The sequence below is a fragment of the Rhodococcus jostii NBRC 16295 genome, from assembly GCF_001894825.1.
In the GTDB taxonomy this organism is placed as follows: domain Bacteria; phylum Actinomycetota; class Actinomycetes; order Mycobacteriales; family Mycobacteriaceae; genus Rhodococcus_F; species Rhodococcus_F jostii.
Genome location: NZ_BCWY01000003.1, coordinates 151,426 through 173,010 on the forward strand (window position 1 = coordinate 151,426; position 21,585 = coordinate 173,010).

Below are 21,585 nucleotides of genomic sequence, written 5' to 3' on the forward strand. Positions count from 1 at the left end.
CACCATGAGCGAGAACACCCGTAAGGTCACCGTCGCGGTGATCGGATCCGGCAACATCGGCACCGACCTGATGATCAAGGTGATCCGCCACTCCGACGTCCTGCAGATGGGCGCGATGGTCGGCATCGACCCCGACTCCGACGGCCTCGCCCGCGCCCGCCGCCTCGGCGTCCCCACCACCACCGCCGTCGGCGTCCAGGGCCTCCTTCAGTTGCCGAACTTCGACGAGATCGACGTGATCTTCGACGCCACCTCCGCCAAGGCACACGCCGCCAACGCCGCCCTGCTCGAACCGCTCGGCAAACGGCTGATCGACCTCACCCCGGCCGCCCTCGGCCCCTTCGTGGTGCCGGCGGTCAACCTCGACGAACACCGGGACGCCACCAACGTCAACATGGTCACCTGCGGCGGTCAGGCCACCATCCCGATCGTCGCCGCCGTCTCCCGCGTGACACCGGTCGCCTACGCCGAAATCGTCGCCTCCATCGCCTCGAAGTCCGCCGGACCGGGCACCCGCGCGAACATCGACGAGTTCACCGAAACCACCTCCCACGCCATCGAAACCGTCGGCGGCGCCCGCCGCGGCAAGGCCATCATCGTCCTCAACCCGGCCGACCCGCCGCTGATCATGCGCGATACCGTCCTGTGCCTGATCTCCGCCCCCGACCCGGCCACCCACGACGCCATCCGGAACTCGATCCGGACGATGGTCGAGCACGTCGCGACCTACGTGCCCGGCTACCGGCTCAAGCAGCAGGTCCAGATCACCCCCGTCCCGGACGGCCAACCCGTGCACACCCTGCTCGCGTCCGGGGACACGGCGGCACCCACCCACCAGGTGACGGTGTTCCTCGAAGTCGAAGGCGCCGCCCACTACCTGCCGGCCTACGCCGGAAACCTCGACATCATGACCTCCGCCGCGGTCCGCTACGCCGAGTCCGTCGCCGACACGATCGCCGCCCCGACGGCAACCCAGGGAGCCACCCGATGACCACCAGGCTGTTCATCCAAGACGTCACCCTCCGCGACGGCATGCACGCCGTCCGCCACCGCATCACCCCCGACGACGTCGGCAAGATCGTGGCCGCGCTCGACGCCGCCGGTGTCGACGGCATCGAGGTCGCCCACGGCGACGGCCTCGCCGGCGGATCGCTGAACTACGGTCCCGGCAGCAACACCGACTGGGAATGGATCGAAGCCGCCGCCGCCAACCTCACCCACGCCCGGCTGACCACCCTGCTGCTGCCCGGCATCGGAACCATCGCCGAACTCGAACACGCCTACCAACTGGGCGTGCGGTCCGTCCGGGTCGCGACCCATTGCACCGAGGCCGACGTCGCCGCACAGCACATCGGCAAGGCCCGGGAACTCGGCATGGATGTGTCCGGCTTCCTGATGATGAGCCACATGACCACCGCACCCGAACTCGCCGCCCAGGCCAAGCTCATGGAGTCCTACGGCGCGCACTGTGTGTACGTCACCGACTCCGGTGGCCGGTTGACCATGGACGGCGTCCGCGACCGGGTCCGCGCCTACCGGGACGTGCTCGACGAGACCACCGAGATCGGGATCCACGCCCACGAGAACCTGTCGCTGTCGGTCGCCAATTCTGTCGTCGCGGTCGAGGAGGGTGTCACCCGGGTCGACGCCTCGCTGGCCGGGCACGGCGCCGGCGCCGGTAACTGCCCGATCGAACCGTTCATCGCGGTTGCGGACCTGCAGGGCTGGAAGCACAACAGTGACCTGTTCGCCCTCCAGGACGCCGCCGACGACCTCGTCCGGCCGCTGCAGGACCGGCCCGTGCGCGTCGACCGCGAAACCCTCACCCTCGGCTACGCCGGCGTCTACTCGTCCTTCCTCCGGCACGCCGAAGCCGCATCCCAGCGGTACGGCATCGACGTGCGCACCATCCTCCTCGAGGTCGGCCGCCGCGGCCTCGTCGGCGGACAGGAAGACCTCATCGTCGACATCGCCCTCGACCTGCTCGCCGCGAACCCTGAGCCCGCAGTGAGCTGAGTTCGGCTGCGGCGGAAGGGAATTCGGACCGACTCCGCCCAGTGAGCCGCCCGTGTGCACGAGCATGCAACGGCGACGCCAGGGAGCGTGTCATGTCGTCAGAACGGTACGCGGGCATCGCGCTCTGATCGGTGACCCACTGTGTTTCGGTGAAAGCGTCGAGATTGGCTCCGATTCGATGGTACGCAACGCGTTTTGGCCGTCGGTAACGTTTGGATTTCGAACCGGGCCACCACAGTGCGGTCGTCGAGCCAGGACTGCCACAACCGTTCTGGAGACGCGGTTCGGTTGCGGCGCAATGATGAGGGCGAGCTGCTCGATCGACCGAGTGGGGTGGGGGAGAGCAATGTCAGACTCTCGCGAGCGCCCGCCAGGTCGAGATCGCCGCCCCGGCGAGGAGCCCGCCGGTCAGCACGAAGACGGCGTCGGCGCCGGCAGAGCCGGCGATTGCTCCTGCGGTGAGTGGGATGAAGACTTGCCCGAGCCGGTTGCCGGTCAGCCGGAGGGAGAGCGCGGAGGCGCGGTTCGGGGGCGGGACCAGTCCGGCGACCCAGGTCATGGTGAGGGGCTGGGCCCCAGAAGGACCCGGCATCGCTGCGACGAGTGGTACGAGCGAATACAAGGCGGTCAGGATCCCGACGGTCGCGCCGTCACCGCCGAGTTCGAGGGCGGTACGAGATCATCACTCGGACAGCCGCATAGACCGCCTGCAGGAGGGCGGTGACGAGGCAGAGGGAGACGAACCAGGACTTCACGAGTGAGTGGAAGGAATTCGGCGCCTCACGAACTCAGACATTCCCGAAGTCTTCGCGCTCGTCCGATCCGGCCGCGCGTAGTTCGGGTTGGCTTTCCCGAATCTTGTAGGCGCGCTGGATGTGCGGTGCCATGAAGTTGCCGGCGGCCTGGGCGTCTTTCCGAAGGAGGGCCTCGAGGATCTGGTCGTGGTCCTTTTCCAGTTCGTGGGCGTCAGGCAGGTGCCGCCACACGGTGGTGCTGGGTGTCAGTCTCGACCACAGCAGCTCGATGTGTTGTACGACGAGCGGAGACGTCTGACTGTAGATGGCGAAGTGGAACGCCCGGTTCATCAGGGACAGCTCGGCCGCGCTCGCGGTGCCGTCGCGTTGTGCCCGGTCGAGGGCCGCGTGCTTTGCCTTGATCGCTTCCAGCCCTGCCGGCGTCATTCGCTCGACCGCCATCACGGTGGCTTCGCGTTCGGCGGCGGCCCGCAGACGGTACAGATCGCGGGCGGTCTCGGGCGTCATCTCCCGCACGGCGGCCTGTTGCTGGGCCGATGGCCGCATCGACGCAGCCGGAATTGACGCAGAGCTCCTTTTTTTGAAGGTCGCGCCCCCGGACCCGACGGCACACACGCGATATGGATCGACGGCACCTTGTACGGCGAGCCTGCCGGAGGGGCTCGAGGCGATCGACCCGATCGACGCCGACCTGAAGGACGAGGTGCGTGCCCGACCGTCGTTTTCGTGGGACGGTGGACGGGTAGCCGACCGGTGCGGCGAGGAGACGAGATGACGACGGAGGACCATGAACCCCGAGATCCATCACGAACCCAGCGAGATCAGCTACGACGAGCAGTTCTACCCGGCCCGCCCTCGGCCGTTGAAACCGTCGGTCCGTCGTGCCACCCGAGTGGATGCGCAGCGTGGTGAGCCGGTGCCGGACAATCCGGACTATGTGGAGTGGCTGATCAATCAGTCGATCCTGCACGATGCGAAGTTGATCGCGGAGCAGTTGTCCGGCAAGGGCAGCATGTGGCAGAACCCGTATGCCGACCCGAATCCGCGCGCAGCGGTGGAGCGGGGTTCGGTGTGGTTCACGGCGTACCCGATTTCGATCATCACGGCGCCGGGCGCGAGTTTTCTGAGTTCGCTCGGCGACGAGTCGTTGTGGCAGGCATTCTCCGAGATCGGGGTGACGGCGGTGCACACGGGGCCGGTGAAGCAGGCCGGCGGGATCAAGGGGTGGCGGGCCACGCCGTCGGTGGACGGCCATTTCGACCGCATCAGCATGCAGATCGACTCGGCGTTCGGGACGGAGGAGGAGTTCCGTCGCCTGTGCGTCGTCGCCGCGGCGTACGACGGCATCGTCATCGACGACATCGTTCCCGGTCACACGGGCAAGGGTGCCGACTTCCGGCTCGCCGAGATGGCGTACGCCGACTATCCCGGCATCTATCACATGGTGGAGATCGAACCGCAGGACTGGCATCTGCTTCCTCGTGTGCCGGATGGCCGGGACTCGGTGAACATCGACGCCGACACCGAGGCGCAACTTGCGCGGGCCGGGTACATCATCGGTCAACTCCAACGCGTCATCTTCTACGAACTCGGGGTGAAGGAAACCAACTGGAGCGTCACCCCCGCGGTGAAGGGGGTGGACGGCGTCGAGCGCAGATGGGTGTACCTGCACTATTTCAAGGCCGGTCAGCCGTCCATCAACTGGCTGGATCCGTCGTTCGCGGGTATGCGCCTCGTCATCGGGGACGCCTGCCACTCCATCGCGGATCTCGGTGCCGGCGCGCTTCGCCTGGACGCCAACGGATTCCTCGGGGTGGAACGCCGGACCGAGGGTCTTCCCGGCTGGTCGGAGGGGCACCCGCTGTCGGAGGCGGCGAATCACCTCATCGCCAGCATCGTGCGGAAGATGGGTGGATTCACGTTCCAGGAGCTGAACCTCACCATCGACGACATCAAGGCGATGGGCACGACCGGGGCCGACCTGTCCTACGACTTCATCAATCGTCCCGCCTACCATCACGCGCTGGTCATGGGGAACACCGAATTCCTTCGGCTGACCATGAACCTCGCCCGCGATCACGGTGTGGACGCCGCCTCGCTCGTCCATGCCCTGCAGAACCATGACGAGCTGACGTTCGAGCTGGTCCATTTCGCGACGCTGCACAAGGACGACGAATTCGACTACGGCGGCGAGTCGGTCACCGGGTCCGACCTCGGTGATCGCATCCGCAAAGACCTGTGCGAGCGGCTCACCGGGCGGTGGGCGCCGTACAACCGCACGTTCACCACGAACGGGATCGCCTGCACGACGGCCAGCGTCATCACCGCCGCACTGGGCATTCGCGACCTCGACCGGATGGACGCCGCCGACATCGACACCGTCAAGCAGGCCCACCTGCTGCTGGCGATGTTCAATGCGCTCCAGCCGGGCGTCTTCGCCCTGTCGGGCTGGGATCTGTGCGGACTGCTTACCGTGCCGTCCGAGGACGTCGCCGATCTTCTCACCGAAGGGGATACCCGCTGGATCAATCGGGGTGCGCACGATCTGATGGGGGTCAACCCCGATGCCGCTCGGTCGGAGTCGGGAATCCCCCGCGGACACAGTCTGTACGGGAGTCTTCCTGTGCAACTGCAGGATCCGACGTCCTTCGCCCGCCGGCTCGCTCGCATCATCGACGTCCGGAACCGATTCGGCATCGCCACCGCGGTCCAACTCGACGTGCCCACCGTGTCGCACAAGGGGCTGCTCGTCATGGTTCACGAACTGGCGGATTCGAGTCTCGAGGTCACGGTTCTCAACTTCACGTCCGAGGAGATTGCCGCGACCGTCCAGTCGCAGTTCCTGCCCGCCGGATCACCTGCGGTCAACCTGTTCACCGACGAACAGATCGGCACCGTGGACGAACTCCACAGTTTCCCGGTCACCCTCGCGCCCTACGAGGGCGTCCCCGTCGTGGTGAGGCCCGAATCTGCCTGACACCGACCCTTGACTCGGATAACAGCTGTCGGAGTAAACTCAGACACGACTTATCCGAGTAAAGGAGAGAGACGTGAAGATCGTCATTTTCGGAAAAGGGCTCATCGGAAGCCAGGTCGCTGCCACGCTCGGCGAATCGGGCCACGACGTGGTGGCCCTCGGCCGTGAGGCCGGTATCGACACCACCACCGGCAAGGGCGTAGCGGAGGCCGTCGAGGGCGCCGACGTGGTCGTGGACCTGACCAATTCGCCGTCGTGGGAGGACGACGACGTCCTGGCGTTCTTCCGTGAGTCGACGAAACACCTGCTCGCCGCCGAGGAGGCCGCGGGCGTCGGGCACCACGTGATCCTGTCCATCGTGGGCGCCGACCGACTCCCCGACTCGGGATACTTGCGAGCAAAGGTCGCCCAGGAAGAGGTGGTCAAGTCCGGCCCGGTGCCCTACTCGATCGTCCGATCGACCCAGTTCTTCGAGTTCATCGCCGGTATCGCCGACGCCGGAACCGTCGGCGACACGGTGCACGCCACTCCGGCGCACCTTCAACCCATCGCCTCGCGTGACGTCGTGTCCCGGGTGGCGGAGGTCGTCACCGGTTCCCCACTGAACGGCACTGTCGAGATCGCCGGACCCGAACCGCTGGGCATCGACGAACTGGTGCGCCGGCTGTTCGCGTCGACCGGCGACACGCGGTCCGTGACGTCCGATCCCGACGCCGGCTACTTCGGTGCGAAGCTCGACGACGCGGCGATCACCCCGACACCCGGCGCGAACGCGTGGATCGCGCCGACCACACTGGACGAATGGCTTCGCGAACGCGTCTGAGGGCTGCGGTACCCGCGGCATCGGCGCAGCGGGCGTGGATAGGGTCGTGCATATGAAGCTTTCCGGTGGTGTGGAGTGGTCGCTCCACTGCTGCGTCGTACTCAGCCAGGCCGAGGTCCCGGTGCCGACCGCCCGGCTGGCGGACCTGCACGGGGTGTCGAAGTCATACCTCGCGAAGCACTTGCAATCACTGGCACGTGCCGGCCTCGTCCGTCCGACCGAGGGGCGCGACGGCGGGTACGTCCTGACCCGCGCGTCCGCGGACATCACGGTGCTCGACGTCGTGCAGGCTGTCGACGGCACGGCGCCGGCATTTCGGTGCACCGAGATCCGCCGGCAAGGGTTGCTCGCCGCGCCACCGGAACAGTGCACCGCCCCCTGCGGCATCGCGAAAGTCATGGCCGACGCCGAGCGGGCCTGGCGAGACACGTTGTCGGGTGTGACGATCGCGGATCTGGCGGCGACATTGGACCTCGCCGTGCTCAAACAGACACTGGAGACGTCCTACTAGCGGTGCGCCGCAACGACAGCACACGCGCCATGAACCTCACACGCCACTTCACTCGCACGAGACACGTGCTTGGTTGGTGCTCCTGCCGTCCAGGTCCATTCTGAGAAGGGTGAGTACCGACAAGACAAGGGAGAGCGGCGATGATGACAATCGTCACCAGGTTCATGCTTCGCGAGGAGGGCGTCGAGCAATGGGATCGCGCGATGCATGCGCGGGTCGAAGCGGCGCGTGAGAAGTCTGGTTGGATATCCGCGCAACTTCTCAAGGGGGTCGATGAGCCACTGGAGCGCGCGATCGTCGGCGTCTGGGAGACGAGGGAAGACTGGTCGGCCTGGCATCACGACGAAGCGTTCCGCTCGACTCGCGAACAGCTCGCAGGACTCGAGGCGGGACCGATGGATTCCACGTGGTTCGAGGTGGTTCAGAATACTGCGACCGAAGGCGACTGAGTGATCCGGACGCGCTGATCGAGCGGCGCCCGGACCACCAGGGATCCGGTTGTGCCGGAGTTTATTCGGCGGTGCGGACCGTCTAATCCGGCCTTCTCGAATCATGCGCCTGTGAATGATCAAGGAAGTGACGGATTTCCGTTCCAAGCCCTTTGGTTGGCGACACCGGATGAGATTCCGGACATGAGAGACCTGGGTATGTGGCTGGATGTCAACGGCATTCGTCGTCAGGGTGGATCCACGTCGAAAATGGTCTTCGACCCGTACAGCATCGTTCACCATCTGAGTCAGTTCATGGTCCTCGAGCCCGGCGATCTGATAAATACAGGTACGCCCTCCGGCGTCGGTATGGGATTCGATCCGCAGATCTGGTTGCAGCCGGGCGACGTGATGGAGTTGGGTATCACGCACCTCGGTGAACAGCGTCAAACCGTGCTGTCGCCGCGCTGACCCGGTGAGTCCGCCTGTCATCTGACAACACGCTGTTGCCCTGGGGCCCGACCTGGGCGAAGACTGAGTTCATGGCCGAGATGCAGGGCGAGGCGGAGTTCCATCGACTGCGGACTCCGCGGGCCGCGGCCGTCGCCGGTGTCGTCTTCGGTATTCTGTTCGCCTCCAGCATCGTCCTGCTGCGCAGCGCCTTGCCGGGCGCGGCGGGCACCCCGTGGGTGAGCCACCAGACGCAGATCACGACGGCCTTGATACTTGCGCCCTTCGCGGGCATCGCGTTCCTGTGGTTCATCGGTGTCATCCGCGACCGGCTCGGGGAACTCGAAGACCGATTCTTCTCCACCGTCTTCCTGGGCAGTGGGCTGTTGTTCCTCGCGATGACGTTCGTGTCAATGGCACTCGCCGGCGGGATGCTCGCCATCTCCCGGCTCTCCACCGTTCCGCAGAACGACCTCGTCTACTTCGGGCGCGAGGTGATGTTGCACGTGAACAACGTCTACGGCGTCCGCATGGCCGGGGTGTTCATGATCTCGCTGGGAACCATCTGGCTGCGCACCGGACTGATGCCGCGATGGCTCGCGATCGCCACCTACCTGCTGTCACTCGCCCTGCTGGTGGTCGTCAGTTTCAGTCTCTGGGTGACGCTGGTCTTCCCCGCCTGGGTGATGGTCATCAGCGTGTATATCCTCACCGTCGACCGGACGCCGTCCACCCCGCCGGACTGACGGCCGGCTCTCACAGACAACCCTGCAAGCAGGGACGTTGTCATCCTCGCGAACGCGGTAATCGGCTGATCCGGCTGCGCCGACCGAGTACCGTCCACACGAGGCCCCCCGAGCCGACGTGGGCTGACCCGAACCGCTGCGGGGTGACGCATGAGCGAAAATCAGCCGAACATCGTGTACTTCTTCTGGGACAACTTCGGGTGGGGCGAGCTCGGGTGCTACGGCGGCGGGGTGCTGCGCGGTGCCCCGACACCGCGGATCGACGCCCTGGCCGGGGAGGGCCTGAAGCTGCTGAACTTCAACGTCGAGGCGCAGTGCACGCCGAGCCGTTCGGCTCTGCTGACCGGGCGGCACGCGATCCGCTCCGGCACCCAGACGGTTCCCCTCGCCGGCGGCCCGGACGGGATGACCCGCTGGGAGGTCACGATCGCCCAGGCGCTCTCGGAGGCCGGGTACGCCACCGGGATGTGGGGCAAGTGGCATCTGGGCAGTGACCCCGAGCAGCGCAGCCCGGTCGACTTCGGGTTCGACGAGGCGGTGTGGTGCCCGCGCACGGCCGACGAGGTGCTGTGGACCATGCAGTCGTACTTCCCCGACGGCTCGGTGACCGCCGCCCCATACGCGGGGTCGACACAGATCCCGCTGGAACCGGAGCCGATCTACTCCCGGCGCAAGGGCGAGAAATCCGAGAGGATCTCGACCTACGACGCCGAGTTCCGGGCCGGATTCGATCGGAAGATCACCGACTGGGCCTGTGATTTCATCACCCGGTCGACGAGGACGGGCACACCGTTTTATGCCTACCTGCCCTACACACAGGTCCACAGCCCGACGATCCCGGACCCCGAGTACGCGGGCACCACCCAGCGAGGGAACTGGGCCGACCTTCTCACCCAGATCGATGCCTTCACCGGCACGATCCTCGACAAGCTCGACGAGCTGGGCATCGCCGAGAACACGATCGTGGTCTGGGCCTCCGACAACGGCGCCGACACCACGAACCATTTCCCGGCGATCGACCCGGATCCGGTCGGCGGTCAGTGGCACGGATTCTCCGGACCCTGGAGGGGTGGGTTGTTCACCTCGCTCGAGGGTTCCAATCGGACACCGTGCCTGGTGCGCTGGCCTGGGAAGGTGCCCGCCGGGCGGGTCAGCAACGAACTGGTGCACGAGGTCGATTTCTTCACCACCCTGGTGACGGCCGCCGGTGGCACGGTTCCGACGGACCGGCAGATCGACGGGATGAACATGTCGGGGTTCCTGCTCGGTGGGGACGAGGATTCGGGCCGAGACATGGTGCTGTGTTTGCAGGGCAACCGGCTGCAGGCAGCGAAGTGGCATCAGTGGAAGGTGCACCTGTTTCAGCAGGACGATTTCTACTCCACCTGGGCGCCGATCAACATGCCGATTCTCTACAACCTGGAATGGGATCCGCGCGAGGAGCATCAGGTCGACTTCCCTCATGGCTGGGTCCTGCATCCCATCGCTGCCGGAGCCGGCGCCTTCCTCAAGTCGCTCGTCGTCGAGCCGCCCATCAAGCCGGGCACACCCGACCCGTACGTGCCGCCCGAACCGGGTGAGCTGCAACCGCAGACGCACCTGCAGATCGGGCCCATCGTGCAGTACATCACCACCCTGGTCAGGTCTCACGACGAGCTTCCCGACCCAGGGCATGGGATCGAGCACCAATCGGGGTGAGCGACTGAACTTCCGTGCGGTCACCACCGGGCGAACGCGTCCCAGCCGCGTTCTCACCCCGTACGGGTGATGTGGGGCGGAGGTACCGCGAGCATCGTCAGGACTGCGATTCTCGGTTGTCGCCCGGGAAGCGCATCCGCCGCCCGACGATGCGAGGAGAGACAGATGACGGACGCGAAACCGAACATCCTGGTCATTTGGGGCGACGACATCGGAATCACCAATCTCAGTTGCTACAGCGACGGGCTGATGGGGTACCGGACTCCGAACATCGACCGTCTCGCCGACGAGGGTATGAGGTTCACCGACTCCTACGGCGAGCAGAGTTGCACGGCGGGTCGCGCGTCGTTCATCACCGGACAGAGTGTGTACCGCACCGGTATGAGCAAGGTCGGTATCCCGGGAGTCGACGTCGGACTGTCGCCCGAGGATCCCACCATCGCGGAACTGCTCAAGCCACTCGGATACGCCACCGGACAGTTCGGGAAGAACCATCTCGGCGATCTGAACAAGTATCTGCCGACCGTGCACGGGTTCGACGAGTTCTTCGGCAACCTCTATCACCTGAACGCCGAGGAAGAACCCGAACTCCCCGATTTTCCCAGCGCACTGGACTACCCCAAACTGCATGAGGTCGTCATGCCGCGCGGTGTCCTCCATACCTGGGCCACGGAGGAGGACGCCGGCGAGGTCGATCAGCGCTACGGGCCGCTCGGGAAGCAACGCATCGAGGACACCGGTCCGCTGAACAAGAAGCGGATGGAGACGATCGACGACGAGACGGTCTCCGCGGCAATCGACTTCATCACGCGCCAGAAGGAAGCGGACACCCCGTTCTTCGTGTGGATGAACACCACGCACATGCACCTGCGCACCCATACGAAACCGGAGAGCATCGGCCAGGCCGGGCACTGGCAGTCGCCGTACCACGACACCATGATCGATCACGACAAGCACGTCGGTCTGTTGCTCGACGCGGTCGACGAACTGGGCCTCGCCGAGAACACCATCGTCATCTACAGCACCGACAACGGTCCCCACGCGAACACGTGGCCGGATGGCGCGACCACCCCGTTCCGCAGTGAGAAGGACACCAACTGGGAGGGTGCGTTCCGTGTCCCCGAGGTGATCCGCTGGCCGGGCAAGATCCCCGCCGGCGTGGTGTCCAACGAGATCGTCCAGCACCACGACTGGCTTCCCACCTTCCTCGCCGCCGCGGGGGCACCCGAGGTCGTGGAGCAACTGAAGACCGGCTACGACGTCGGGGAGAAAACGTTCAAGGTGCACATCGACGGCTACAACTTGCTCCCGTACCTCACCGGGGAGGTCGAGACGTCCCCGCGCCGGGGAATGATCTACTTCTCCGACGACTGTGACGTGCTGGGCATCCGGTTCGACAACTGGAAGATCGTGTTCATGGAGCAGCGGGCGAAGGGCACCCTCGCGCTGTGGGCGGAGCCGTTCACCGCGCTGCGGGTGCCCAAGCTGTTCAACCTGCGGACCGACCCCTTCGAGCGGGCCGACGGCACGTCGAACACCTACTGGGACTGGTTCCTCGACCACGACTACATCGCCATCTACGGAACATTCATCACGTCGCAATTCCTCGAAACCTTCAAGGAATTTCCTCCGCGGCAGGAGCCGGCGAGCTTCACCATCGACCACGCCGTGGCGAAGCTGCACGCCTTCCTGGCGAAGGACTGATCGACGTGGGGGCCGAGCTGGGTGTTTCCTGGGCGGACGGGTCGACGCGGTCCGCGATCGAGGACTTCGTCGGGCGGGTGACGGAGCCGGGTGGGGCGGACTTCGTCGAGGCCGCGGACCGGGTGGCCGTGTTCGACAACGACGGCACACTCTGGTGTGAGAAGCCGATGCCCATCCAGCTCGACTTCACCATCAGGCGTTTCGCCGAGATGGCCGAGGGTGATCCCGAATTGCAGCAGAAGCAACCGTGGAAGGCGGCCTTCGAGCACGACCTCCAGTGGCTCGGGGCGGCGATGGTCAAGCACTATCACGGCGACGACAGCGACCTGAAACTGTTGATGGGCGCGGTCACGCAGGCGTTCGATTCGGTCACCGTCGAGAACTACGACGCCCGGGTCCGGGCCTTCTTCGACGGCGCGAACCACCCGACGCTCGGCCGCCCGTACTACGGCTGCGGATACGTGCCGATGGTCGAATTGCTCCGCTATCTCGAGGCGAACGGGTTCACGGTCTACATCGCGTCCGGTGGTGACCGGGACTTCATGCGCCCGGTCGCCGGGCGGCTCTACGGGATTCCGCCGGAACGCATCATCGGCAGCGCCCTCGGCCTCTCGTACCGTGAGGGGGCGGATGCGACCGAACTGCTCTACAAGGCCGCGATGGATTTCTTCGACGACGGACCGGAGAAACCGGTACGGATCTGGAGCAGGATCGGGCGGCGGCCGATCCTGTCGGTCGGCAATTCCAACGGCGACCTGCCGATGCTGGCGTTCTCCGGACAACCCGACCGGCCGTCGCTGCGGGCGCTGATCCTGCACGACGACGCCGACCGCGAATTCGACTATGTGGCGGGCGCCGAGCAGGCTCTCGATCAGGCACGAGAAAAGAACTGGACCGTGGTAAGCATGAAGAACGATTGGACGAGTGTCTTCTCGCCGGCCGACACCTGATCAGGCAGAAGGGAAGGCTTCGTTGGAAACTCAGACCGTCTCCGAAGTCCGTCGCATCCCCGCCCAGACCTTCACCATGGGCTCCGATCGGCACTATCCGGAGGAAGGTCCCGCGCATCGCGTCGCGGTCGATGCCTTCGCCATCGAGACCCGCCAGGTCACCAACGAACAGTTCGCCCGGTTCGCCCGCGACACCGGGTACGTCACGGTCGCCGAGCGTCCGCTCGACCCCGCCGATTTCCCGGGGGCTCCCGCGGAGAATCTGCAACCCGGATCGATGGTCTTCACTCCCACTCGGGGCCCGGTCGATCTTCGTCACCTCAGCCAGTGGTGGACCTGGACCGTCGGCGCGTCCTGGCAACGCCCCACCGGGCCGGCGTCGACGATCACCGGCCGCGAACAGCATCCCGTCGTCCACGTCGCCCACGAGGACGCGGCGGCATACGCACAGTGGGCCGGACGGTCCCTCCCCACCGAGGCGCAATGGGAGGCCGCGGCGCGCGGCGGGCTCGACCAGGCCGAATTCACCTGGGGTGACACCCCCGAAATCGAAGCGCCGTTGGCGAACTACTGGCACGGGGAGTTCCCGTGGCGTGCGGACCCCGGGTACGGCACGACGACCGCCGTCGGCAGCTATCCGCCCAACGGATACGGGCTCTTCGACATGGCGGGAAACGTGTGGGAATGGACCGCCGACTGGTACTCGGAGCGTCACAGCGACACGGGGGAGTCGTGCTGCGCGCCACGCAATCCGCGCGGGCCCGGCATGTCGGAGAGCTTCGACCCACGCCAACCCCAGTTCCGGGTTCCGCGGCGGGTGATCAAGGGCGGATCGTTCCTGTGCGCCGACAGCTACTGCCGGCGGTACCGGCCCGCGGCGCGGCGGCCGCAGATGGTCGACACCGGGATGAGCCACATCGGATTCCGCTGTGTCACGGCCCTGCCCGGGTCAGAGTAGGACCACCACGGCGAGAAGCGCGAGAATGGTGACGACGCTGGAGGTGACGACAGCGGCGAACGTGGCCGGCGCGAATTCCCCGGACTCGATCTGCTTGCTGATGACCCGATAGCGGACGGTGCCGTAGGCGGAGACCAGCAGGCCCGCGGCGATCAGGATGAAACCGGCGGCCACGGCATGATCTCCACGGTTCGGGGCGAACTTCGCCACCGCCACACCGAGTGCGGCGACGCTGATGCCGGTGCGATGCCAGGCGAGGTAGGTGCGCTCGTTCGCGAGGTGGTCGCGTGCGGTGCTTCCGGTGTTCGGCTGGGTGGGGCCGAAGATGTTGCGGCTCATGGCGTACCACCGAAGAACCCGATCTCGGACAGGCGCGACTGGAATCCCGAATCGCCGGCCGACAGCCCCGAGATCCAGACGAGGACCCGGTCGGTGGGTGCGGGCGGCCGGGCCACGATCTGGGTGACCCCGTCGCCGAGCGTGGCTGAGCCGATCACCTGGGTGTGATCGATGTTCGCCCACGCGACGGGCGCGGTCCGGATCTCGACAGTGGTGCCCGGTGTCGGAGAGTCGATCCAGACGGTCCGCAAGTCGACGGGCCCGGGGAAGGAGACGATCAGGCCCACGCCGGTCTTCGCCGACGACAGTTGCTGCGGGTAGCGGTCGGTCGCCCAGGACGTCGTGGGGTTGGAATCGACGGCAAGGAAAGCAGTGGTGCCGTTGTCGGGGAAACGCAGAGGCGAGTAGGCGGCCGCCGACGACGGGGTGAGCGGTACCTGGAGGGGGTCCTGTACCGGCGCGAACTGGCTGAGGGTGCTGTCGGCGACGGCGGCCGGGGGAGCGTCCGACGCGGTGAACGAGGTGCCGATCGCCCAGCCGCCGGCGCCGAGGGCCACGATCAGGGCGAGTGCGCCGCTCACCGCGGGGAGCGGCGCCTTCGGTCGCGCGGCCGGGTCGTCGGGCTCGTCGTGCGCTCGCGCGGCGGCCGCCGCGAATGCGGACGACGAACGCGCCCGCGCATCCGACAAGATCCGGTCGAGGGAGTCGACCACCGCCTGCGCGGTGTCTGCGCCGGGGCTCCGGGCGAGCGCGTTCATGGCCACCTCGGACAGCGCACGCGGAATGGCCGGTCGTACCCGATGCGGTGCGACAACGGAACCGTCGCCCCGCCGGGCGGCCGCGGGCAGTCCGGCCACCGGGGTCGTGCCGGGGGAGGACAGCGGCCACGTCCCGAGCAGCAATGCGTACAGCAGTGCACCGAGGCCGGCGACGTCGTCTTCCCTGATTCCGTCGGCCAGGGTGGCGGGGAAGGCGAGGACCGCGATTCCCTCCCAGGAAATCCGCACGCGGTTGGGATGGTCCAGCGCGATACGGGCGCCGTGATGGTGTGCGTCGGCGATCGCGGCGGCGAGGTACCGCACGGTGCGCGCCGCATCCAGTGGGCGCGGGACCGTGCGCGCGAGATCCGCGACCCGCCACCCCGGTGTCCACTCGGAGACCACCGCGATCCGGTCGCCGACCGACCCGATGTCGTAGACCTGGGCGATCCGCCCCTCGTGACTGAAGCTGGTTCCGGTGGTGTTCCGGAAGAACCGCGACAGCGGATCCGCGCCGGTGTCGGTGGCGCGAATGTGCGCCGAGTCGACGAGGCTGAGCGAGACGTCCCGGCACAAGTCGACGTCGTGGGCGTGCCACCACTGCACCCAGTCGGGGCCGGCGAAACGTCCGAGGAGCCGGTAGCGCTTTGCGACGACCATGCCCGGGGCCAGCTGATCCAGGCCCGGCCGCGATTGCGGCGGGACCCCGGACACCGGTGTCGCTGTCATGTGCGCTCCCCGGGCTCTCCCCGACCCCGAAAATCTTTGTCAGGCAACAGTTCGCCCGGACAGCACATCACACAATTCGCACGGCACCGGGCCTTGCCTTCATGATCCTCGGATGTGTCGCGAACCGTGTGCTTTTCGGCCGACCTAACCCAGGACGTGTTCGGCGTATCTCGCCACCGCGAGCACCAGGTCGTCGGAGTGACGGGGACCGATGATCTGCAGGCCGACCGGCAGACCCGCCGCGGTCCGGCCGACCGGGATGCTGATCGCCGGCTGCTGCGTGAGGTTGAACGGGTAGGTGAACGGGGTCCACTGCGGCCAGCTGGTGAAATCGCTGCCCGGCGGAACGTCGTAGCCGGCCTCGAAGGGCGGAATCGGGACGGTGGGAGTGAGCAGCACGTTGTGCGTCAGGTGGAATTTGCCCATCGTGATGCCGACATCTGCCGCGACCGCGCGAGCGTCGAGATACTCGACCGCGCTGAACTTCTCGCCGCGTTCCCACGCCTTGCCGAGGCCCGGGTCGACCTTGTCGCGCGCACCCTCCGGGAAGTTCTTCAGCATTGCCGCGGCCCCGGACGCCCAGAGCAGTTCGAAAGCCTCGATCGGATCGCTGAAGCCGGGGTCGGCAGCGGTGACCGGCAGACCCGCCGCGTCGAGCGCCTGCACGGCCCGGTCGACGATCGCCCGGACCTCCGGGTCGACCGTCACGTAGCCGAGCGTCGGGGAGTACGCGACTCCGAGTCCGACGACTTCGCGGCCGATCTCGCCCCGGAAGGTGGTCGGGAACGGTGCGAGGGACGTCGGGTCGCGCGGGTCGGGCAGCGACATGATGTCCATCAGCAGTGCCGCGTCCTCGACGGTCCGGGTGAGGGGACCGGCGTGGGCCAGCGGCCCGAACGGGCTCGCCGGGAACAGGGGGATCCGGCCGTGGGTGGGTTTGAACCCGACGACGCCGCAGAACGAGGCGGGGATGCGCACGCTGCCGCCGCCGTCGGTGCCGACGGAGCACGGGCCGAGGCCCGCCGCGACCGCCGCGGCGCTGCCGCCCGACGAACCGCCCGCCGTCTTCGTCGGGTCGGCCGGGTTGCGGGTGATCCCGCACAGGGCGCTGTCGGTGACGGCCTTCCACGCGATCTCGGGGGTCGTGGTCTTGCCGAGGAACACCATTCCGTCCTCGCGGAGGCGGGCGGCCACGGGACTGTCGACGTCCCACGGCTGGTCCTCGTCGACGGCCTGCGACCCCCGCAGCGTCGGCCAGCCGTCGGTGAGGAAGATGTCCTTGATCGAGATGGGGACGCCGTCGAGCAGTCCCTTGGAGTAACCGGTGTTCCAGCGCTCCTCGGACCTCCGGGCCTGCGCGAGCGCCCGCTCCTCGTCGACGAGGCAGTAGGAATTGATGGTGCGATCCCGTTCGCTGATGGCGTCGAGCATCGCCTGCGTCGCTTCCACCGGCGAAAGCTCTCCGGACGAGTAGGCCGTGACCAGTTCGACGGCGGTCATGTCGGTGGGATTCATGAGAACTCCTTCAGCCTGGACGTTCGGGCCCTGTCGTCAACGGCTCGGTACGTACCCGAGGTGCTTGTCTACTACGTTCTCCAACGGGTACCCCGCTACCCAGCGTTCGAAATTGTCGGTGAACACGGTAACGAGGGCGTCTCGCCAGCCGGCGAAATCACCCGAATTGTGTGGCGTGATCGAGACATTCGGCATGTCCCAGAGTGGATGGTCGGCGGCGAGCGGTTCCGTGTCGAACACGTCGAGCGCGGCGCCGGCGATCGTCCCCGCCCGGAGCGCGGTGACGAGGTCGTCGGTGCGGACGAGTTCACCGCGTCCCACGTTGACGAACCGGGCGCCCGGCTTCATCGCGGCGAACGTCGAGTCGTGGAACATGTGCCGGGTCTGGTCGGTGAGCGGTGCCACCGCGATCACGTAGTCGGCGACGGCGAGTTGCGAGGGCAGGTCTTCCGCCGCCGTGACGGTGCCGAAGTCGGGATCGGCGTTGCGTGCGCTGCGACCCGAACCGCTGACCTTCATTCCCGCGGCCCGCAGAAGGCGGGCGACGGCGCGACCGATGGGGCCGGTCCCGACGATCAGGGCGGTGCGGCCCGCGATCCGCTCGGACTCCCGGTGCTGCCACGTGTGCGACTGCTGCAGGCGGAGCGAACCCGGCAGATCCTTCGCGAAGGAGAGGATCTGCGCGAGGACGTACTCGGCGATCGCCCCGTCGAACACGCCCCGCGAGTTGGTGATCGTGACGTCGCTGTCGCGGGCCTCGGGGAACATCACGGGATCGACCCCGGCCGCGGCGATGTGCAGCCATTGCAGGGAGTCGGCGGCGTGCCACGCTCCCGGCACCGCGTCGGTGAGGAAGTCGTAGAGGAAGAGGACGTCCGCACCGTCGAGGGCAGTGCTCAGCCCCGCCTTGTCGGTGTAGCGAACTTCGGCACGGGATGCGACCGGTGCCATGAGTTCGTCGCTCGGCAGGACGTGGGCATGTAGCACCGCGACGATCGGGTTCCGACTCACGTTGACACCGTATGAGTAACTCGTATGATTGTCAACAATCTGATAATCCTCGGGCGTGGCCGGAACGAAGGTGAGGCCTGGTGTTGGAACTGAACATTCCCGAATTCGAGGGCCCAATCGCGCAACGGGGGATCGGCATCATCGCCCCGTTCGACCTGGCGCTCGAACGAGAGTTGTGGCGTTGGGCTCCCCTCGAGGTGAGCCTGCATCTGGCGCGCACGCCGTACGAACCCGTGCCCGTCAGTCTGGAGATGGCCGAGCTCGTATCCGAGCGAAGACACCTCATGGCCGCGACGCGCGACGTTCTGCACGTGGAGCCCGAGGTCGTGGCCTATCTGTGCACGTCCGGGAGTTTCATCAAGGGTCTCGAGTACGAGCGAACGCTGTGCGACGCGATCTGCGAGGCCGGCGCCCAGCACGCGATCACCACGTCCGGCGCTCTGGTCGAGGCGATCGAACATCTCGAGCTGAGCAGGCTGTCGGTGATCACGCCCTACGACGCCCCGCTGACCGAACGGTTGCACGCGTTCCTGAACGAGGCGGGCACCGAGGTGGTGCGCTCCGACCACCTCGGCCTCGGCGGCGGCATCTGGAAGGTCAACTACCGCACGATCGCCGAGCGGATCATCGCGGCCGACGACCCCAAGTCGGAGGCGATCTTCGTCAGCTGTACCAACCTGCCGACCTACGACGTCATCGCCCCACTCGAACGCGAGCTCGGCAAACCGGTCCTCACCGCCAACCAGCTCACCATCTGGGCCTGTCTCGGCCGGATGAAGCTCCCCATGACGGGCCCGGGCAAATGGCTCCGCAACGTTTTCTGACATCAGTCCCCACGACACGCACAGAGGAGAAAGCATGACGAGCACGCCGACCCCCACCGTGGGATTCATCTACCCCGATCACGCCGCCGAAGACGACTACCCCTTCGCCGCGGAGATGCTCGGGGTGGACTTGCCGGTCGTGCACATCTACGGCACCGACCTGCACGCCGTGCCCGAACTGCTGGACCTCGGAAGCCCCGAGAAACTGGCCGGCGGGGCCGCACTCCTCGCGGACGAGAAGCCGGACGCCGTCGTGTGGGCGTGCACCTCGGGCAGCTTCGTCTACGGACCCGACGGCGCGAAGCGGCAGGCCGAGACCCTCGCCGCGGCCACCGGTGTGCCCACGTCCAGCACCAGCATTGCGTTCGTCAACGCCCTCCACGCCCTGGGAATCACCCGCGTGGCCGTGGCCGCGAGCTACCCGGAGGACGTTGCGAAGCTGTTCGTCGAATTCCTCGCCGCCGCCGGCATCGAGGTGCTGTCGATGTCGAGCGCGGGTATCGACACCGCCGCCGAGGTCGGTCTGCTCAGCCCGGAACGGGTCGTGGAACTCGCGGTGGAGAACGACCACCCGGACGCCGAAGCCCTCCTCATCCCCGACACTGCGATGAGGACGCTGGGTGCGCTGAGTACTCTCGAGCAGCGCCTCGGCAAGCCGGTACTCACGGCAAACCAGGTCACCATCTGGGAAGGCCTGCGTCTTGCGGGCCACACGGCGGTGCAGCCGTCGTTGGGAACATTGTTCGAGAAAGGCCACAGTCATGGCTCTGACTGACCTGGAACCCGTCAGTCGTCAATCGACTGCCGAATTCATCGCGGACCGCCTGCGGGTCGCCATCATGAAGGGTGCGCTCGAGCCGGGTGCACAGCTGGGCGAGGCGGAACTGGCCGCGCACTTCCAGGTCTCGCGCGGGCCGCTGCGCGAAGCCATGCAGAGGCTCGTCTCCGAGGGCATACTTCACAGCATCCGTCACCGCGGGATCTTCGTGACGGAGCTGACCCTCGACGACGTCGTCGACGTGTACCGCAGCCGATCGGTCATCGAGCGCGGGGCCCTCGAGATGATCCTCGACGACGGACGTCGGGAAGCCACCTACATCGCGCTCGAGCCCACCGTGCTCGTCATGCAGGCCGCGGCCGAGCGCGGCGACGCCGCCGCCGTCTCGGACGCCGACCAGCAGTTCCACCAGATCCTGGTGGAGAGCGCGGAGAGCCCTCGGCTCATCCGCGCAGCGCGGACGCTCCTGATCGAGACCCGGATGTGCCTGGGTGCGTTGCAGACCACCTACGACGACATCCGCGAGCAGGCGCAGGAACACAAAACGCTGCGTGAGGCGATCCGCACGGGTACTGCTGGAGAGGTGCAGAAATTGCTCGCCGAGCATCTGGACGACGCCGTCCAGCGGCTGCGCGCCGATCAGAAGACTCTGTCGTCGTAGCGACAGTGAAGTAGAGGTAAGTGCCGAGGAGGGACAATGACTCAGGTAGCTGAGGTTCAGGGACACACCAACCGCCACGATCGCTACCCGACTCGGATCGACGCCGAGCCGTCGATGCTCCACCGGAACGAACCTGCAGTGTGGGGTAGGCCCGCGGACGGGCCCTTCGATTCGACGGCCCTCGCCGGACACGAATCCCGCGGCTACACGATCATCGAGGACGTACTGGACGCGGGCGAGGTGATGTCCTGCCGGGAGGAACTCGACCGGCTGTCCCGGGATCCGGGGATGCGCGAGAGCGGGCGCGTCATCACCGAACGCGGCACCGACGAGGTTCGATCCGTCTTCGACGTGCACCGGCGTAGCGCCGCGGTCGCCGAGCTGATCCGCGACGGCCGGATTCTCGACCGCGCGCGCCAACTGCTCGGCTCCGACGTCTACATCCACCAGAGCCGGATCAACTCGATGCCCGGTTTCAAGGGCACCGGCTTCTACTGGCACTCGGACTTCGAGACGTGGCACGCCGAGGACGGTCTGCCTGTCCCGCGCACCGTCAGCTGCTCGATCACGCTCACCGAGAACTACCCGTTCAACGGCTCGCTGATGGTGATGCCCGGTTCGCACAAGCGATTCGTCCAGTGCGTGGGTGCCACCCCCGACGACAACTACACGTCGTCTCTCGTCGCGCAGGAGGTCGGGGTTCCGCGTCGGGAGGACGTGACCCGGATGGCCGCGGAGTTCGGGATCGACCAGTTCACCGGCGCGGCGGGCACCGCGCTGTGGTTCGACTCCAACGTGATGCACGGGTCGGGCAACAACATCACGCCCTACCCGCGGTCGAATCTCTTCCTCGTGTTCAACAGTGTCGAGAACACTCTCGTCGAGCCGTTCGCGGCGGCACGTCCGCGGCCGGAGTACATCGCGTCGCGCGACTTCACACCCCTGTCCTGACGT

The 21,585-nt window shown here is 66.8% G+C and carries 21 protein-coding genes and 1 pseudogene; 16 read left to right on the plus strand and 6 right to left on the minus strand.

What is annotated here, in order from left to right; translation table 11 throughout:
* Positions 1–4 precede the first annotated feature (4 nt).
* Together RJ1_RS03430 and dmpG are read left to right on the plus strand one after the other, a co-directional pair.
* Complete coding sequence (locus tag RJ1_RS03430) at positions 5–991, plus strand: acetaldehyde dehydrogenase (acetylating) (protein ID WP_073358490.1); 987 nt, start codon at positions 5–7, stop codon at positions 989–991.
* The gene (gene dmpG / locus RJ1_RS03435; RefSeq protein WP_073358491.1) at positions 988–2,016 is read left to right on the plus strand and encodes a 4-hydroxy-2-oxovalerate aldolase; all 1,029 of its coding nucleotides are present in this window, start codon (positions 988–990) and stop codon (positions 2,014–2,016) included. Before RJ1_RS03430 ends, dmpG begins: the two co-directional genes overlap by 4 nt.
* Positions 2,017–2,365: 349 nt before the next feature.
* On the opposite strand, the pseudogene RJ1_RS47505 reads toward dmpG, so the two are convergent.
* Both RJ1_RS47505 and RJ1_RS03445 read right to left on the minus strand, forming a co-directional pair.
* Positions 2,366–2,590, minus strand: a pseudogene (locus RJ1_RS47505) (MFS transporter); the annotation flags it as partial.
* A 214-nt stretch (positions 2,591–2,804) separates the two neighbouring features.
* Entirely contained in the window at positions 2,805–3,317 is a 513-nt protein-coding gene (locus RJ1_RS03445; RefSeq protein ID WP_240319797.1) for a GntR family transcriptional regulator, read from the minus strand.
* Between the two features lie 241 nt (positions 3,318–3,558).
* Here RJ1_RS03445 and treS point away from each other — a divergent pair, with 241 nt between their 5' ends.
* The 10 genes from treS to RJ1_RS03495 all read left to right on the plus strand — a co-directional run bounded on the left by treS (position 3,559) and on the right by RJ1_RS03495 (position 14,016).
* Complete coding sequence (treS, locus tag RJ1_RS03450; protein WP_073358493.1) at positions 3,559–5,748, plus strand: maltose alpha-D-glucosyltransferase; 2,190 nt, start codon at positions 3,559–3,561, stop codon at positions 5,746–5,748.
* Between the two features lie 73 nt (positions 5,749–5,821).
* Entirely contained in the window at positions 5,822–6,571 is a 750-nt protein-coding gene (locus tag RJ1_RS03455; RefSeq protein WP_073358494.1) for an SDR family oxidoreductase, read from the plus strand.
* Positions 6,572–6,623: 52 nt separating this feature from the next.
* The gene (locus tag RJ1_RS03460; protein WP_073358495.1) at positions 6,624–7,082 is read left to right on the plus strand and encodes an RrF2 family transcriptional regulator; all 459 of its coding nucleotides are present in this window, start codon (positions 6,624–6,626) and stop codon (positions 7,080–7,082) included.
* Between the two features lie 140 nt (positions 7,083–7,222).
* Positions 7,223–7,531 carry an antibiotic biosynthesis monooxygenase family protein gene (locus tag RJ1_RS03465; RefSeq protein ID WP_073358496.1) on the plus strand — a complete coding sequence of 103 codons (309 nt, stop codon included), beginning with the start codon at positions 7,223–7,225 and terminating at the stop codon, positions 7,529–7,531.
* A 111-nt stretch (positions 7,532–7,642) separates the two neighbouring features.
* The gene (locus tag RJ1_RS03470) at positions 7,643–7,981 is read left to right on the plus strand and encodes a fumarylacetoacetate hydrolase family protein (protein ID WP_240319796.1); all 339 of its coding nucleotides are present in this window, start codon (positions 7,643–7,645) and stop codon (positions 7,979–7,981) included.
* Positions 7,982–8,052: 71 nt separating this feature from the next.
* Entirely contained in the window at positions 8,053–8,706 is a 654-nt protein-coding gene (locus tag RJ1_RS03475) for a hypothetical protein (RefSeq protein WP_073358497.1), read from the plus strand.
* 150 nt (positions 8,707–8,856) lie between these two features.
* A complete protein-coding gene (locus tag RJ1_RS03480; RefSeq protein ID WP_073358498.1) occupies positions 8,857–10,404 on the plus strand; it encodes a sulfatase-like hydrolase/transferase in 1,548 nt (515 codons plus the stop codon).
* Positions 10,405–10,569: 165 nt separating this feature from the next.
* Entirely contained in the window at positions 10,570–12,108 is a 1,539-nt protein-coding gene (locus tag RJ1_RS03485; RefSeq protein WP_073358499.1) for an arylsulfatase, read from the plus strand.
* A gap of 5 nt (positions 12,109–12,113) precedes the next feature.
* A complete protein-coding gene (locus RJ1_RS03490; RefSeq protein ID WP_073358500.1) occupies positions 12,114–13,058 on the plus strand; it encodes an HAD family hydrolase in 945 nt (314 codons plus the stop codon).
* 22 nt (positions 13,059–13,080) lie between these two features.
* Complete coding sequence (locus RJ1_RS03495; protein ID WP_073358501.1) at positions 13,081–14,016, plus strand: formylglycine-generating enzyme family protein; 936 nt, start codon at positions 13,081–13,083, stop codon at positions 14,014–14,016.
* Here the strand turns inward: RJ1_RS03495 and RJ1_RS03500 are convergent.
* From RJ1_RS03500 to RJ1_RS03515, 4 genes are all read right to left on the minus strand, one after another.
* Positions 14,008–14,355 (minus strand): YidH family protein, encoded by a 348-nt coding sequence (locus RJ1_RS03500; RefSeq protein ID WP_073358502.1) that lies wholly within the window; start codon positions 14,353–14,355, stop codon positions 14,008–14,010. The two genes, RJ1_RS03495 and RJ1_RS03500, sit on opposite strands and share 9 nt — an antisense overlap.
* Positions 14,352–15,842: a protein kinase family protein gene (locus RJ1_RS03505; protein ID WP_073358503.1), complete on the minus strand. Its 1,491-nt coding sequence runs from the start codon at positions 15,840–15,842 to the stop codon at positions 14,352–14,354. The genes RJ1_RS03500 and RJ1_RS03505 overlap by 4 nt, the downstream gene beginning before the upstream one ends.
* A gap of 144 nt (positions 15,843–15,986) precedes the next feature.
* Complete coding sequence (locus RJ1_RS03510; protein ID WP_073358504.1) at positions 15,987–17,357, minus strand: amidase; 1,371 nt, start codon at positions 17,355–17,357, stop codon at positions 15,987–15,989.
* A gap of 36 nt (positions 17,358–17,393) precedes the next feature.
* On the minus strand, positions 17,394–18,368 hold the full coding sequence (locus tag RJ1_RS03515; RefSeq protein ID WP_073358505.1) for a D-2-hydroxyacid dehydrogenase: 975 nt from the start codon (positions 18,366–18,368) through the stop codon (positions 17,394–17,396).
* A gap of 83 nt (positions 18,369–18,451) precedes the next feature.
* On the opposite strand from RJ1_RS03515, the gene RJ1_RS03520 reads away from it, so the two are divergent.
* Genes RJ1_RS03520 through thpD form a run of 4 tightly spaced genes read left to right on the plus strand, consistent with a single transcriptional unit; the run spans position 18,452 to position 21,582 of the window.
* Positions 18,452–19,192, plus strand: coding sequence for a maleate cis-trans isomerase family protein (locus tag RJ1_RS03520; RefSeq protein WP_073358681.1), 741 nt, complete (start codon positions 18,452–18,454; stop codon positions 19,190–19,192).
* 34 nt (positions 19,193–19,226) lie between these two features.
* Positions 19,227–19,967, plus strand: coding sequence for a maleate cis-trans isomerase family protein (locus RJ1_RS03525; RefSeq protein ID WP_073358506.1), 741 nt, complete (start codon positions 19,227–19,229; stop codon positions 19,965–19,967).
* Positions 19,954–20,631 carry a GntR family transcriptional regulator gene (locus tag RJ1_RS03530; RefSeq protein ID WP_073358682.1) on the plus strand — a complete coding sequence of 226 codons (678 nt, stop codon included), beginning with the start codon at positions 19,954–19,956 and terminating at the stop codon, positions 20,629–20,631. Before RJ1_RS03525 ends, RJ1_RS03530 begins: the two co-directional genes overlap by 14 nt.
* Positions 20,632–20,667: 36 nt before the next feature.
* Positions 20,668–21,582: an ectoine hydroxylase gene (thpD, locus tag RJ1_RS03535; protein WP_073358507.1), complete on the plus strand. Its 915-nt coding sequence runs from the start codon at positions 20,668–20,670 to the stop codon at positions 21,580–21,582.
* Positions 21,583–21,585: the final 3 nt, after the last annotated feature.